The following is a 14094-nucleotide window of genomic DNA, read 5'->3' as shown; positions in this document are numbered from 1 at the left end:
GACCGCCTGCCGGGCTGTCCGAATGCGGCGGTTCAACGGTTGGACACGCCGCCGCGCCCGCACCACCTCTCGATCGGAGGATCCGGATGAAGGGAATCATCCTGGCAGGAGGCGCGGGAACGCGTCTGCACCCGTTGACGCTCGCCGTCTCCAAGCAGCTTCTCCCGGTGTTCGACAAACCCATGATCTACTACCCGCTGTCGACGCTTATGCTCGGCGGGGCAAGGGAAATCCTGATCATCACGACGCCGCTGGACCTGCCTCTCTTCCAGCGCCTCCTGGGCGACGGTTCCCAGTTCGGCATCTCCCTGAGCTACGCGGAACAACCCGAACCCGCGGGCATCGCCGACGCGTTCCGCATCGGCGCGGATTTCATCGGCGACGACCCGGTTTCCCTGATCCTGGGCGACAACATCTTCTACGGCCAGGGATTACCGGCGCTGCTCCGCCAAAGCATGCGCGACACCACCGGCGCGACGCTGTTCGGCTACTCGGTGAGCGACCCCCGCCGATACGGAGTGGCCGAAACCGACGCTGACGGCCGACTGGTCGGAATCGAGGAAAAGCCCGCCGAACCAACGAGTTCGGTTGCGGTCACCGGACTGTACGTCTACCCGAACGACATCGTCGACCTCGCCCGCGACCTGACCCCGTCGAACCGCGGCGAACTCGAAATCACCGACATCAACCGCATCTACATCGAGCAGTCCAGGGCGAACCTGGTCCCCCTCGGCCGCGGCTACGCCTGGCTCGACGCGGGAACGCACGAAGGACTCCTCGAAGCCTCCCAGTTCATCCACGTCATCGAACGCCGCCAGGGCACCCGAATCGCCTGCCTGGAGGAAATCGCACTGGCGATGAACTACATCAGCCCCGAGGAATGCACCGCCCTGGGCCGAAAACTCCAGAAGTCCGAGTACGGCCAGTACGTTCTGGCCGCCGCGGCCGAGCGGGCCGGGCGCTGAGGGCCAGCGGCTACGAACGCTGCCGGACGTTCTGCGCGTGATGGCGGAGTGCGGTTTCGACGAGCGCGAGCAGCATCTGCTTGACCGACGAGGGATTGCGGGCGTCGCAGCTGAGAACCGGCACTGATTCGGCGATGGCGAGCGCCCGGCGCACCTCGTCGAGCTGGTGGCTCAACACGTCGTCGAAGCAGTTCACCGCGACCACGTACGGCATTTCCCGGTCCTCGAAGTAGTCGAGCAACGCGAAGCAGCGGCTGATCTCGCGGGTGTCCACGAGCAGAACGGCACCGACCGCGTCCCGCACGAGGTCGTCCCACACCGCCCAGTGCGATTCCTGGGCCGACGCCCCGAACAGGCAGAGGGTCAGATCGGAATCCAGCGGCACCTGGCCGAAGTCCAGCGGCATCGGCCCCGCCACGGCCGTGCGTTCCGACAGGGAGCTGATGAAGGTCGTCTTGCCCGCGCCCCGTCCACCGGCGATGACGATCTTCACGTAGACCGCGTCCCGGGTCCTGGGCGGATGCGGCCGGTTCCCCCGCCTGCCGGTCTCGGTCATCTGGCTGACGAAGGGCTTCAGCAGGTCCCGCAACCGCTTCACGTGGTTGCGCGCGGTCGACGGGGCCATGCTGAGCGTGTCGGCGATCTCCCGGTAGTCGCCGATCTCCTCGAGGAAGAACAGCTCCCCGACGGCGCGGCGCCGGAGCGGCTGCCTGCCGATCAGGGCGCGCACCTCGCCGACGACCGAGAGCTCGTCGAGGACCTCCGCGAACCCCGACTCGTCCGTCGCCGCGTCGAACTCGTCGTCCAGCTCGACGTACCGGCGTTGGTGCCGGTACCAGTCGAACACCTTGTTCGCCGCTATCGCCTGCACGTACTGCCGGTTCTCGTCCAGCGACCGGTGCTTGCGCTCCGGCCAGGACTTCAGCATCGCGACGTAGGCGTCGTGGGTGGCGTCGTCGGTGACGTGCCGGTCGCCGCCGGCCCTGCGCAGCACGGCCTTGAACGTTCGGGAGAAGGTCTCGGCGTAGAACGCCTCGAAGCTGCCGTCGGCAGGTGCCCTCCGGGGATGGCCCAACGTCATGCTGCCGGCCGCTCCGACCCGATCGGGAGCCCTGCCGGGGCGGATCCGCCGGGAGCGGTCACGACGTCGAGCGTCGCACCATCGGCCTCCCGATCAACGACCCGGCTGCCAGGAGCGGCACTGGCCACAACCCGTTCGACACTTCGACGCCGCACGAGGTAACGGCGAAGCGCGAACCACTCCCGTGCGACAGCAGCGACGATCGTGGTCGTGGCGACCGCCAGCACCCACACGTCGATCATCCGCGTAGTTCCTCTCTACGTGTCCGTCTCATGGGACTCGTGGAGGAGAGCCGTTCCGTCTACACCTCGGCGGCACGGTGTTTCGCGGATCATCCGTTTACCGCAGCTTCGGCGCTGTTCACCAACAACGGCCGCGACCCGAAATCAAAAAGTGGGCGCAGTAGGGTTCGAACCTACGACCCCTTGCTTGTAAGGCAAGTGCTCTTCCGCTGAGCTATGCGCCCCTGGAGGGTGGCCGGCCGGTGCGCGCTGACCGGGATCGGCTGGCGAACACTGTACCGGTCGACCACCGCGTGAGATCAGGCGGACAGTTCCGCCAGGGCCTTCTTCCACACGCTCTGGTCGCGGGCCTCGCCGGGCTGGTTGACCTCGGCGAAGCGGACCTTGCCCTCCGTGTCGATCAGGAAGGTCCCGCGGTTGGCCATCCCCGCCTGCTCGTTGAAGACGCCGTAGGCCTTGGCGATCTCGCCGTGCGGCCAGAAGTCCGACAGCAGCGGGAAGGTGTAGCCCTCCTTCTCCGCCCACGCCTTCAGCGCGAACGGGGAGTCGACCGAGACGCCGAGCACCTGCACGTCATCGTTCTGGAACTCGCTCAGGTCGTCGCGGACCTGGCAGAGCTCGCCCTGGCAGATGCCGCTGAAGGCGAACGGGTAGAAGACCAGCAGCACGTTCTTCTTGCCCTGGAACCCGGACAGGGAGACCTGCTCCTTGTTGTAGTCCGGCAGCGTGAAGTCCGGTGCCTGCGCACCGACCTCGACCGTCATGAGCGCGCCCTTCTGTTCGGCGTGACCTTGTCGTCGCCGAACCTACACCGCACCACCCCGTGCGGGCACCGGCCGCTCGCGCCGCCGGTGCCCGCGGTGGCACCTCAGCGCTTGGTCTTCGCTCTCCGGTATCCCAGCCTGGTACCCATCCACTCGTCGCCGACGCTGACGTTGGAGGTCTGGGCGAGGTTGGACGTCGAGGCGGCCTCGGCGATATCGCTGGGCTCGACGTAGCCGTCCCGGCCGGTCTTGGGGGTCAGCACCCAGATGACCCCGTCATCGGCCAGTGGAGTCATGACGTCGAGCAGCGTGTCGGTCAGGTCGCCATCATCGTCGCGCCACCACAGCAGCACCACATCGACCACTTCGTCGGCGTCTTCGTCGAGCAGCTCGCTGCCGCAGCGCTCCTCGATCGCGGCGCGGACGTCGTCGTCGACGTCCTCGTCCCAGCCGATCTCCTGGACAACCATCTCCGGCTCGATGTCGAGCCTCTCGGCGACGTCGACATCGCCTTTGCCGGCGTCTCCCGCGGCGACCACGGTTTTCTCACTCCTCCAATGCCACCGGTGCGGCGCGGCATCGCGCCCACCGCACACCAGTTTCCACGATCTGGCCGTTAGCGAACACCGCCAAGGGCCACGAGCGCAACTGCTGGCGCTTCGACACGCCGGAGCTGCACGTTGGGAGACGACTGTAGCCGTGCGCACCGCTGCCCCGATACGCCGTACTGACCGGTAGCGATGACGGCTTGCGCATCGGCGGCGAAGATGGGGGACGATGAACGTGTCGGACATCACTTCCGACGTCATCCCACGCCACGACGCAGTCGAGGAGTACGTCTTGTCCCCGCTCAACAACGACGCCGGCAACGACGGTGCCCCGCAGCGCGTGCGGGTCATCCGCGACGGTCTCGCTTCGCACCTGCCGGACATCGATCCGGAGGAGACCGAGGAGTGGCTGCAGTCGTTCGACTCGGTGCTCTCGGCCACCGGTCAGCAGCGCGCCCGCTACCTCATGCTGCGCCTGCTCCAGCGCGCCCGCGAGAGCGGCGTCGGTGTCCCCTCGCTTACCAGCACCGACTACGTGAACACCATCCCCACCGAGCTGGAGCCGTGGTTCCCCGGCGACGAGGAGACCGAGCGCCGCTACCGGGCCTGGACCCGCTGGAACGCCGCGATGATGGTGCACCGCGCGCAGCGGCCGGGCATCGGCGTCGGCGGCCACATCTCCTCGTACGCCTCGTCGGCGAGCCTCTACGAGGTCGGGTTCAACTGGTTCTTCCGCGGCAAGGACCACCCCGGCGGCGGTGATCACCTCTACATCCAGGGCCACGCCTCCCCCGGCATCTACGCCCGCGCGTTCCTGGAGGGCAGGCTGGGCGCGCACCAGCTCGACGGGTTCCGCCAGGAGTACTCGCACGCCGGACCGGGCGGCGGCCTGCCGTCCTACCCGCACCCGCGGCTGATGCCCGACTTCTGGGAGTTCCCGACCGTGTCGATGGGCCTCGGCCCGATGAACGCGATCTTCCAGGCCCGGTTCGACCGCTACCTGCGCGACCGCGGCATCAAGGACACCGGCCAGCAGCGGGTGTGGGCGTTCCTCGGCGACGGCGAGATGAACGAGCCGGAGTCGCGCGGGCTGCTGCACGTGGCCGCCAACGAGGGCCTGGACAACCTGACCTTCGTGGTCAACTGCAACCTCCAGCAGCTGGACGGCCCGGTCCGCGGCAACGGCAAGATCATCCAGGAGCTGGAGGCGTTCTTCCGCGGCGCGGGCTGGAACGTCATCAAGGTCATCTGGGGCCGGGAGTGGGACGCGCTGCTGCACGCCGACCGCGACGGCGCCCTGGTCAACCTGATGAACACCACGCCGGACGGCGACTACCAGACCTACAAGGCCAACGACGGCGCGTTCGTCCGCGAGCACTTCTTCGGCCGCGACCCGCGCACCAAGGACATGGTCCGCGACCTCAGCGACGAGGAGATCTGGGGCCTGCGCCGCGGCGGCCACGACTACCGGAAGGTCTACGCCGCCTACAAGGCCGCCACCGAGCACCACGGCCAGCCGACGGTGATCCTGGCCAAGACGATCAAGGGCTACGGGCTGGGCCCGCACTTCGAGGGCCGCAACGCGACCCACCAGATGAAGAAGATGACCCTGGACGACCTGAAGCTGTTCCGGGACAGCCTGCGGATCCCGATCACCGACGCGCAGCTGGAGCAGGACCCGTCGCTGCCGCCGTACTACCACCCCGGCCAGGAGTCGGCGGAGATCCAGTACCTGCAGGAGAGGCGGCAGCGGCTCGGCGGTTACCTGCCCGAGCGGCGGGTGAAGTCCAAGGCGCTGGTGCTGCCCGGGGACAAGGTCTACGACGTGGTCCGGCGCGGCTCGGGCAAGCAGGAGGTGGCCACCACGATGGCCTTCGTCCGGCTGCTCAAGGACCTGGCCAAGGACCCGGAGATCGGGCCGCGGATCGTGCCGATCATCCCGGACGAGGCGCGCACCTTCGGGATGGACTCGATGTTCCCGTCCCAGAAGATCTACAACCCGCTCGGCCAGAGCTACACCCCGGTCGACTACCAGCTGATGCTGGCCTACCGGGAGAGCGAGCAGGGCCAGATCCTGCACGAGGGCATCAACGAGGCCGGGTCGACGGCGTCGTTCACCGCCGCGGGCACCAGCTACGCCACCCACGGCGAGCCGATGATCCCGATCTACATCTTCTACTCGATGTTCGGGTTCCAGCGCACCGGCGACAGCCTGTGGGCGGCGGCCGACCAGATGGCGCGCGGGTTCATCCTCGGCGCCACCGCGGGCCGGACCACGCTGACCGGCGAGGGCCTGCAGCACGCCGACGGCCACTCGCTGCTGCTCGCCGCGACGAACCCGGCGGTGGTCGCCTACGACCCGGCGTGGGCCTACGAGGTGGCGCACATCGTCAAGGACGGGCTGCGCCGGATGTACGGGGAGGAAGCCGAGAACGTCTTCTACTACCTCACCGTCTACAACGAGCCGTACCAGCAGCCCGCCGAGCCGGAGGACCTCGACGTCGACGGCCTGCTGCGCGGCCTGTACCGCTACCGGCAGGCGCCGGGTTCGGGCCCGCGGGCGCAGATCCTGAGCTCGGGCGTCGCCATGCCGTCGGCGCTGCGCGCGCAGGAACTGCTCGCCGAGGAGTGGGGCGTGCGGGCCGATGTCTGGTCGGCGACTTCGTGGTCGCAGCTCCGCAGGGACGCCGAGGCCGCCGACCGGCACAACCTGCTGCATCCCGACGCCGAGCGGCAGGTGCCGTACGTGACGCGGGTGCTGTCGGACGCCGAGGGACCGGTGGTCGCGGTCAGCGACTGGATGCGGGCGGTTCCGGACCTGATCCGGCCGTGGGTGCCGGGCGAGATGGTCAGCCTCGGCGCCGACGGGTTCGGGTTCTCCGACACCAGGCCCGCCGCCCGGCGGGTGTTCCTGGTGGACGCGGAGTCCACCGCGGTCGCGACGCTGGCGGCGCTGGCCCGGCAGGGCCGGGTGGACGAGGCGAAGGTCGCCGAGGCCGCGCGCCGGTACCGGCTCGACGACGTCCGGGCCGCCGGGCCGCAGACGTCGGACCCCGGGGTGGCGTGAAACCGGAGGGGCGCCACCGGCCGGCGGCGCCCCTCCGTCTTTCGGATTGGCCGACCCGCGATCCGCTCGCGGGGTTGGCGTCCTTCGTGCTTCAGCAGCGCACGGGTTCGGCGTCGGCGATGCGGTGGGTGGCGCGGGAGTCGAGCAGCAGCGCGGCCAGCGCGCGTTCTTCCTGCCGCATCGGCACCAGCCGCGTCCCGCCCGCTTCGGGAGCGCTGCGCACTCCGTGCAGGTCGAGTTCGTCGCCGATCTGCGCGAACTGCGCGTCGGTCAGCCGGTATGCGCACGGCGGGTTCTCGTCGACGTCCTCCGGGGCGGGCGGCTCGTTGTCGGCTCCACCGAAGTAGATCGGGCCGTCCCCGCGCAGCCCGGCAAGCCGGGCGTCGGTGGTCGCGCGCTCGATCTGTTCGCGGCGCTCGGAAACCATCCGCATGGTCGCCTGCAGGGCAACCCGCTGGGAATCGACGCGGCGGCGGTTGTTGGCAGCCGGGTCGTCCTCCGCCAGCGGCTCGACCCTGGCCTCCACCAGTAGCCCGACCGCGTGCTTCACCCCGGCCGTGTTGCGCAGGATGCGTTCCTGGCCGTCCCCGGCGACCTGCTTGATCGGCTCGCCGGTCTGCGGATCGGTCCAGATCCCGTAGACGCCGCTGGAGTAGCCGGCTTCTTCAGCCTCCGGTCGCACGTACTCCTCGGACAGCAGGCGGGACCCGTCGTGCACTCCTCCTCCGACGTTGAGGTTGCGCGGCCACAGTGCCAGCAGGTCCTTGTCGTAGTAGGGCGGTTCGGCGGTGTACTCGTGCAGGTCGTGGACGAGCGCGGGCCGGTGGTCGCGGATGACCGCGGCGACCGCCCGCGCTTCCGGCGACACGAGCGCGAGGTGATCGCGGTTGATGTCGACGCCGTCGCTGTTCTCCCGGGTGTTGGCGACGAGGCCGTCCGGATTGACGTTCGGCACGACCAGAACCGTCGTCGAGCGCAGGAACTTCCGCACCTCGCGGTTCTGCGAGTAGCCGAGGTCCCGGACCGCGCTCAGGCACGCTTCGCGCCCGGACGGCTCGTCACCGTGCTGCGCGCACACCAGCAGCACGGTCGGGCGGCCCGATCCGACCCGCACCAGGTTCAGCGGACGCCCCTGCGCGGTGGTGCCGATCCCCTGCACCGACACGTCCGGCTGGGCCCGGTCGACCTCGGCCAGGAACCGGGCCTCCTCCTCCGGCGTGGTCCACCGCTCCCCCTGCGAATCCTCGAAGCCGGTGGTCGGAGCTTCCTGCGCGAGCGCGGGCTCGGACGCGGTCACCAGCGCGCACAGCGCGACGACCGCGACCCAGCGAAACCGACGAAACATGGCCGCCCCCTTCGTGATCGATAGTGCTCGAATCCATCAGGGGGTCGTTGCGGAGTCAACCGCCGACCGGGGTGGCCTGCCGAGCGCGCTGGACCCGCGCGGTGCGGTTCCAGCTCCACCAACCGTGGATCACCAGGGCGGCGAAGACCACGTAGATCGCGGCGCTGAACCAGAGCCCGGACGCCAGCTGCAACGGCACGCCGACGGCGTCGACGGCCAGCCACACCAGCCAGAACTCGACCAGCCCGCGGCCCTGCGCCCAGAACGCCACCAGCGTCCCGACGAAGATCCAGGAGTCCGGCCACGGCGCCCACGAGGCGTCCAGCACCGTCAGCAGCAGCGCGAACGCGGCGGTCCCGACCACGAGCGCGGCCAGCAGCACCAGCCGTTCCTGCGGTCGCGCCCGGCGCACCGCGACGCCGTAGACCGGGTCGCTGCGGCGGCTCCAGGCCCACCAGCCGTAGATCGAGATGACCAGGATCATGACCTGCCGGATCGCCAGGCCGCCCAGGTGCGCGCTCGCGTAGACCGCGAACAGCAGCACGGTGGCCGAGACCTGCACCGGCCAGGTGGCCAGCGTCCGGCGCTGGGCGAGGAAGACCACGGCCAGCGCACAGAGCTGCCCGACCAGTTCCGCCCAGGAAATCTGCTGACCCAGCACGGTGATCCCGTTGCCGAGCACCCACTCCGCGAGACTGCGCACCTGCGTTCCCTCCGGCAGGTCGTGAAACCCCGGGTGGGCGGTGCGCGCGGTCGGCGGGAGCGCGGACCCCGCCGCGGGCGCACTGCGCCGCGGCATCGTCCGGCACCCGTGCGCTGCCTCCCATCCGGACTTTCACCGTCGGTTCCGGATTTCCACCGGATCGGCCCGCGCCGTCCCGTTCGGGAACGGCGCCGGTTCGCGGACTTTCACCGCCGGTTCGGAATTCCACCGAGCCCCGGAGCGCACGACGTTCGTACTCCGCCCAACATCCTGCGCTGCCGACCTTGTTCCGGCACCCGCTGGTGGGGTGGATCACACGAGGCGAACAACGCCGAACGGCCGATCGAACAGCAGTACGCCACTGGGTAAACTCGGCACGGCCGAAGATCGAACCGGGGAGGGTCGGACTCGTGAACGACAGGGATCGCGCCATCCTCGCCTTCGAGAACGAGTGGTGGCACCACGCGGGCAACAAGGAGCGCGTCATCCAGGAGCGCTTCGGGCTCTCGCCGAACCGCTACTACCAGCGGCTGAACCGGCTGCTGGACCAGCCGGAGGCGCTCGCGCAGCAGCCGTCGCTGGTCAAACGGCTGCTGCGGTTACGCGACGAACGCGAGCAGCGCCGCTCCGCCCGCCGCTGAAAGCGGAATCGCCGCCACCCGGTCCGGGCAGCGGCGATCCGAGGATCTTCCTCAGGCCTTCTGCTGGGCGTGCTGCTCCGGGGTGAGCTGCCGCTCCTGCTGGATCCGCACCAACTCCGCGAGCAGCGGCGCGGCCTGCTCCGGCGGCAGCGCCTGGAACGCGGACCTGATCCCCTCCGCGTCCAGCGACCGCTGCTGCGGCACCGCGCCGGGGCGCTGCGCGAGCAGCCCGTTCACCAGGTCCACCAGCATCGCCACGATCGTGCGCGGGCCCAGGTCGGTGTCCCAGCCGGTGATCTCGCCCTTCGGGCCGCGCGGGCCGAGCAGCTCGTTCTCGATCCGCCGCAGGATCGCGTCCTGTTCCGGAGTCATCTCGCCCTCCTCGTTCCTGCCGGACAGCTCGCTGCGGAACCTGTCCATGTCCACGTGACCGGGGTCGATCTTGCCGGTGGTGCTGGTCTCCTTGTGGCCGCGCGCGGCCTCGTCCGGGCGGCCGAGGTGGCGCAGCACGGCGGCCGTCGCGCGCAGGGCGGCGGCGTACTGCTCGGGGCTGGGCTGCTGGTCGACGCCCTGGTAGTCCCACTCGAACCCGACGTAGAGGACGTTGCCGTCACCGCCCGGGTTCGGCCCGGACTCCCTGGCCTCCCCGGCGTGGTTGGCGCGGCCGGCCGCGATCACGTGGATCACGCCGTCGTAGCCGATCAGCCCGTGGCACAGCGGGCCCTTGAGGTCCGGGCGGCCGTCGATGCAGAGCTGGAGGCTGGGCGCCGGGTTCTCGTAGGACGCGACGTAGGCGGTGTGGTGTTCGAGGACGCCGACCGGGTCGGGCAGCGGCCCCGAGTTGGCGGACCGCTCCTTCCACCCCGGGGTCTCGACGACCTTCAGCCCCGCTGCCCGCAGGACGTCCGCCAGCCATGCGAGAGGCAATGCCATCGCGATCACTCCCTGATCGTCGGCGTCGTTCCATGGTGTCGCCGCCGCCGCGGACCGGCCACGGCCAACCGCGTGAAAATGGCCGGGACCGCTCGATCGAGGTCCCCGGCCACCGGTCAGGCGTGGCCAAACCCGCCGCCCGTCGTGGCCAGCACCGGCGTGGTCACGGTGAGCGCGATTCCGATCTGGTTCAGCGCGGCGATCACGCCCAGCGCCACCAATTCTGCTGCTGGCCGGATGGCTGGTGGCGAAAAGGTCAGCAAAGGGAATCCAGCTGCTGTTCGGCAGAATCGGATTCAACCGGCTCGTCCGTAAAGCGGGAATCGGCGACCTCGCCGAGAAATCGCGGAACAAGCGTCACCAAAGTGTCATTTCCGCACTCGATCGACCGAGAGTTGCCGGTGTGACCTGGCACCGATCCGACCCGCACCCGGCCGGGCGCGATCAGGCCGCGTGCGATTCTGGAGCCATGGCTACCGAACGGGCAGGCGACGAACCACGTCAGGTTTCGGCCGCCACGCTGCGCCGGCTCGAACGCGCTTCCGGTGGCCTGGCCACCGCCAGCATCGCCGCGATGGAGCAGCGACTGCCGTGGTTCCGGCGGATGCCCGCCGACCAGCGCGCGAGCGTGCTGCTGGTGACCCAGACCGGGGTGTCGAACTTCGTGGCCTGGCTGCAGGATCCGACCGAGGCGATCCGGCTCACCGCGGAGGCGTTCCGCTCCGCCCCGCGCGACCTCTCGCGCTGGGTCAGCCTCCGGCAGACGCTGGAGCTGGTGCGCGCCGCGATCGACGTGTTCGAGCAGCAGCTGCCCGAGCTCGCCGACGAACCCGGCGAACGCTCGGTGCTGCGCGAGTGGATCCTGCGCTACACCCGCGAGATCGCCTTCGCCGCCGCGACCTCCTACGCCGCCGCCGCGGAGGCGCGCGGCGCCTGGGACGCCCGGCTGGAGGCGCTGGTCGTCGACGGCATCGTGCGCGGCGACGCCGAGGAGTCGCTGCTGTCCCGCGCCGCGGCACTGGGCTGGGAACCGTCGTCGGAGGCGACCGTGCTGGTCGGGACCTCGCCTGCGGACGACCCGCCGACGATCGTCTACCAGGTGCGCAGCCGCGCGGCCCGGCTCGGGCGGCCGGTGCTGCTCGGCGTGCAGGGGACCCGGCTCGTGGTGGTCTTCGGCGGTCCGTCCGAGGAGCGCGGCGACGAGGAGGCCGCGGCGCGGCTGGCCGAGGCTTTCGACGAGGGCCCGGTCGTGGTCGGGCCGACGGTGACCAGCCTCGCCGAGGCGCACCGGTCGGCGGCGGACGCGATGTCGGCGCTGCGCGCCGTGGTGGCCTGGCCGACCGCACCGCGACCGGTGCAGTCGGCGGACCTGCTGCCGGAGCGGGCGTTGGCGGGCGATCCGGAGGCCGAGCGCCAGCTCGTCGAGCGGATCGTGCTGCCGCTGGTCGACGCGGGCGGCGCGCTGATGGAGACGGTCGACACCTACCTCGAGGTCGGCGGCGTGCTGGAGAACTGCGCCCGCCAGCTCTACGTGCACCCCAACACCGTCCGCTACCGGCTGCGCCGGGTCGCCGAGCTCACCGGCCGCACCCCGTCGAACCCGCGGGACGCGCTGGTGCTGCGGGTCGGGCTCGCCGTCGGGCGGCTGGCGAAGTCGCGCGGGCTGTGGTGATCCGCCAACATCCGACCGGGCCGATTGCAACACTTTCGAGTGAAATCTCACCGGCTCCCGGATAACCGCCATGTCACCATCCGGACACGGCCGACCAGCGCAGATGCACCTGAGCAGGCGGGTTGTAGACACCCCACAACTTTGCCTGGCGGACTTCGTCCATCCCGGCATCACGACGGGCACACCCGGACGTGTTCAGTAGCAAGCGTGATCGCGCTGCTCGCTCCCGGACAGGGCTCCCAGGCCCCCGGCATGCTGAACCCGTGGCTCGAACTCGACGGTGTCGAGGAACGCCTCTCCGCCTGGTCCGACCGCATCGGCCTGGACCTCGTGCGGCTGGGCACCACCGCCGAGGCGGACGAGATCAAGGACACGGCGGTCACCCAGCCGCTGGTCGTGGCGCTGTCGCTGATCGCGGCCGACGAGCTGCGCGGGCGGATCCGGATCCCGGAGGACACGCCGGTCGCCGGGCACTCCGTCGGTGAGCTCGCCGCCGCGGCGGTAGCCGGTGCGCTGACCTTCGACGACGCCGTGTCGCTGGCCGCCGTGCGCGGCCGGGAGATGGCCGCGGCCTGCGGGCTGGAGCCGACCGGCATGTCCGCGGTCCTCGGCGGCGATCCCGAGACCGTGGTCAAGCACCTCGACGGCCTCGGACTCGACCCGGCCAACCGCAACGGCGCCGGTCAGATCGTCGCCGCCGGGCGGGTGCCCGCGCTGGAGGCGCTGGCCGAGGAGCCGCCCGAGGGCGCGCGGGTGCGCCCGCTCGCCGTCGCGGGCGCCTTCCACACCCGGTTCATGGCGCCCGCGCGGGAAGCGCTGGAGAAGCACGCCGAGCAGGTCACCACCAGCGACCCCGAGCTGCCGCTGCTGTCCAACGCCGACGGGACCTTCGTCGGCGCTGCCGACGAGGTCCTGCGCAGGCTGGTCGCGCAGGTCACCAGCCCGGTGCGCTGGGACAGCTGCATGACCGCGCTCGGCGAGCGCGGGGTGGAGGCCGTGGTCGAGCTGCCGCCCGCAGGCACCCTGTCCGGCCTGGTCAAGCGCGAGCTCAAGGGCACCAAGGCGGTGCCGCTGAAGACCCCGGCAGACCTGGACAAGGTCGCCGAACTACTCGACGGGAGCAACGCGTGACCCCCACCATCCGGCAGGCAACCCCGCCGCCCGCCACCAAGCTGCTCGGTTTCGGCAGCACCCAGGGCAACCGGGTGGTCACCAACGACGACCTCGCCAAGATCGTCGACACCAACGACGAGTGGATCCGCCAGCGGGTCGGCATCATCAGCCGCCGCCTCGGCGAGGACCACCAGACCGTGGTCTCGATGGCGGTCGAGGCCGGCGCCAAGGCCATCGCCAACGCCGGGCTGACGCCCGACGACGTGGACCAGGTGATCGTCGCGACCTGCACCATGATCGGCGGCATCCCCAACGCCGCCGCCCAGGTCTCGGACCAGATCGGCATCAAGGCCAAGAGCGCCTTCGACGTCAACGCCGCCTGCGCCGGCTTCGTCTACGCGCTGTCGGTCGCCTCCGACGCGGTGCGCGCGGGCTCGGCCCGCAACGTGCTGGTCATCGGCTCGGAGCGGTTCCAGGAGTGGCTGGACTGGGAGGACCGGGCGAACTGCATCATCTTCGCCGACGGCGCGGGTGCCGCGGTGGTCGGTCCGGCCGAGCAGGCCGAGATCGGCCCGGCGACCCTCGGCAGCGCGGGCGACCTGGTCGACACCATCTACCTGCGCGACGACAAGTACATCTACCAGGAGGGCCAGGCGGTCTTCCGGTGGGCGACCACCCAGATCGCGCCGGTGGCGGCCCGCGCGGTGGAGCTCGCCGGGCTGAAGCTGTCCGATGTGGACGTCCTGGTGCCGCACCAGGCGAACCTGCGCATCGTCGAGGCCATCGCCAAGAAGCTCCAGTCGCAGGGTGCCCGTGACGACCTCGTGGTCGCACGTGACATCGTCTACTCCGGCAACACCTCGTCGGCATCGATCCCGCTCGCGATCGACCACATGCGGTCGGCGGGCGAGATCTCCAGCGGCGACGTGATGCTGCTGGTCGGCTTCGGCGCGGGTCTGTCCTACGCCGGGCAGGTCGCCATCTGCCCCTGAGGGCACCCCCCACCACCGCGGGAAGAGT

The 14094-nt window shown here is 70.4% G+C and carries 12 protein-coding genes, 1 tRNA gene and 1 riboswitch; of the genes, 6 read left to right on the top strand and 7 right to left on the bottom strand.

The window, feature by feature from the left end; translation table 11 throughout:
* Positions 1–86 precede the first annotated feature (86 nt).
* Complete coding sequence (gene rfbA, locus ABD691_RS03650; RefSeq protein WP_344678023.1) at positions 87–965, top strand: glucose-1-phosphate thymidylyltransferase RfbA; 879 nt, start codon at positions 87–89, stop codon at positions 963–965.
* 10 nt (positions 966–975) lie between these two features.
* Here the strand turns inward: rfbA and ABD691_RS03645 are convergent, their stop codons facing one another.
* The 4 genes from ABD691_RS03645 to ABD691_RS03630 all read right to left on the bottom strand — a co-directional run bounded on the left by ABD691_RS03645 (position 976) and on the right by ABD691_RS03630 (position 3591).
* Positions 976–2046, bottom strand: coding sequence for a hypothetical protein (locus ABD691_RS03645; protein WP_344677912.1), 1071 nt, complete (start codon positions 2044–2046; stop codon positions 976–978).
* 394 nt (positions 2047–2440) lie between these two features.
* A tRNA-Val gene (locus tag ABD691_RS03640) sits at positions 2441–2512 on the bottom strand.
* Between the two features lie 75 nt (positions 2513–2587).
* Complete coding sequence (locus ABD691_RS03635; protein ID WP_344677910.1) at positions 2588–3052, bottom strand: peroxiredoxin; 465 nt, start codon at positions 3050–3052, stop codon at positions 2588–2590.
* A gap of 104 nt (positions 3053–3156) precedes the next feature.
* Positions 3157–3591, bottom strand: coding sequence for a DUF3052 domain-containing protein (locus tag ABD691_RS03630; protein WP_344677908.1), 435 nt, complete (start codon positions 3589–3591; stop codon positions 3157–3159).
* Positions 3592–3892: 301 nt separating this feature from the next.
* Between ABD691_RS03630 and aceE the strand changes: the two genes are divergently transcribed.
* Entirely contained in the window at positions 3893–6667 is a 2775-nt protein-coding gene (gene aceE, locus ABD691_RS03625; protein ID WP_344678021.1) for a pyruvate dehydrogenase (acetyl-transferring), homodimeric type, read from the top strand.
* Positions 6668–6758: 91 nt separating this feature from the next.
* Here the strand turns inward: aceE and ABD691_RS03620 are convergent, their stop codons facing one another.
* Together ABD691_RS03620 and ABD691_RS03615 are read right to left on the bottom strand one after the other, a co-directional pair.
* Positions 6759–8012: a M14 family metallopeptidase gene (locus ABD691_RS03620; RefSeq protein WP_344677907.1), complete on the bottom strand. Its 1254-nt coding sequence runs from the start codon at positions 8010–8012 to the stop codon at positions 6759–6761.
* A 55-nt stretch (positions 8013–8067) separates the two neighbouring features.
* Positions 8068–8715, bottom strand: a complete 648-nt coding sequence (locus tag ABD691_RS03615) for a nicotinamide mononucleotide transporter family protein (RefSeq protein WP_344678020.1) — start codon at positions 8713–8715, stop codon at positions 8068–8070.
* Positions 8716–8823: 108 nt separating this feature from the next.
* A riboswitch (FMN riboswitch) is annotated at positions 8824–8961 on the bottom strand.
* A gap of 164 nt (positions 8962–9125) precedes the next feature.
* Between ABD691_RS03615 and ABD691_RS03610 the strand changes: the two genes are divergently transcribed.
* Complete coding sequence (locus tag ABD691_RS03610) at positions 9126–9356, top strand: DUF3263 domain-containing protein (RefSeq protein ID WP_344677906.1); 231 nt, start codon at positions 9126–9128, stop codon at positions 9354–9356.
* A gap of 51 nt (positions 9357–9407) precedes the next feature.
* On the opposite strand, the gene ABD691_RS03605 is transcribed toward ABD691_RS03610, so the two are convergent.
* A complete protein-coding gene (locus ABD691_RS03605) occupies positions 9408–10289 on the bottom strand; it encodes a peptidoglycan recognition protein family protein (protein ID WP_344677905.1) in 882 nt (293 codons plus the stop codon).
* A gap of 469 nt (positions 10290–10758) precedes the next feature.
* Between ABD691_RS03605 and ABD691_RS03600 the strand changes: the two genes are divergently transcribed.
* The 3 genes from ABD691_RS03600 (at position 10759) to ABD691_RS03590 (ending at position 14066) form a co-directional block, all read left to right on the top strand.
* Positions 10759–11961 (top strand): PucR family transcriptional regulator, encoded by a 1203-nt coding sequence (locus tag ABD691_RS03600; protein WP_344677904.1) that lies wholly within the window; start codon positions 10759–10761, stop codon positions 11959–11961.
* A 207-nt stretch (positions 11962–12168) separates the two neighbouring features.
* A complete protein-coding gene (locus tag ABD691_RS03595; protein WP_344677903.1) occupies positions 12169–13092 on the top strand; it encodes an ACP S-malonyltransferase in 924 nt (307 codons plus the stop codon).
* Positions 13089–14066 (top strand): beta-ketoacyl-ACP synthase III, encoded by a 978-nt coding sequence (locus ABD691_RS03590; protein WP_344677902.1) that lies wholly within the window; start codon positions 13089–13091, stop codon positions 14064–14066. The genes ABD691_RS03595 and ABD691_RS03590 overlap by 4 nt, the downstream gene beginning before the upstream one ends.
* The last annotated feature ends 28 nt before the right edge of the window (positions 14067–14094 follow it).

The organism is Saccharopolyspora taberi (assembly GCF_039534165.1).
In the GTDB taxonomy this organism is placed as follows: Bacteria; Actinomycetota; Actinomycetes; order Mycobacteriales; family Pseudonocardiaceae; genus Saccharopolyspora_D; species Saccharopolyspora_D taberi.
This window is presented reverse-complemented; position numbering and strand designations above follow the sequence as displayed.

Excerpts from the sequence above, each read along its gene's own strand:
- ABD691_RS03600 (WP_344677904.1), top strand. The coding sequence starts at position 10,759 with ATGGCTACCGAACGGGCAGGCGACGAACCACGTCAGGTTTCGGCCGCC.
- ABD691_RS03605 (WP_344677905.1), bottom strand. The coding sequence starts at position 10,289 with ATGGCATTGCCTCTCGCATGGCTGGCGGACGTCCTGCGGGCAGCGGGG.
- rfbA (WP_344678023.1), top strand. The coding sequence starts at position 87 with ATGAAGGGAATCATCCTGGCAGGAGGCGCGGGAACGCGTCTGCACCCG.
- ABD691_RS03635 (WP_344677910.1), bottom strand. The coding sequence starts at position 3,052 with ATGACGGTCGAGGTCGGTGCGCAGGCACCGGACTTCACGCTGCCGGAC.
- ABD691_RS03645 (WP_344677912.1), bottom strand. The coding sequence starts at position 2,046 with ATGACGTTGGGCCATCCCCGGAGGGCACCTGCCGACGGCAGCTTCGAG.
- ABD691_RS03620 (WP_344677907.1), bottom strand. The coding sequence starts at position 8,012 with ATGTTTCGTCGGTTTCGCTGGGTCGCGGTCGTCGCGCTGTGCGCGCTG.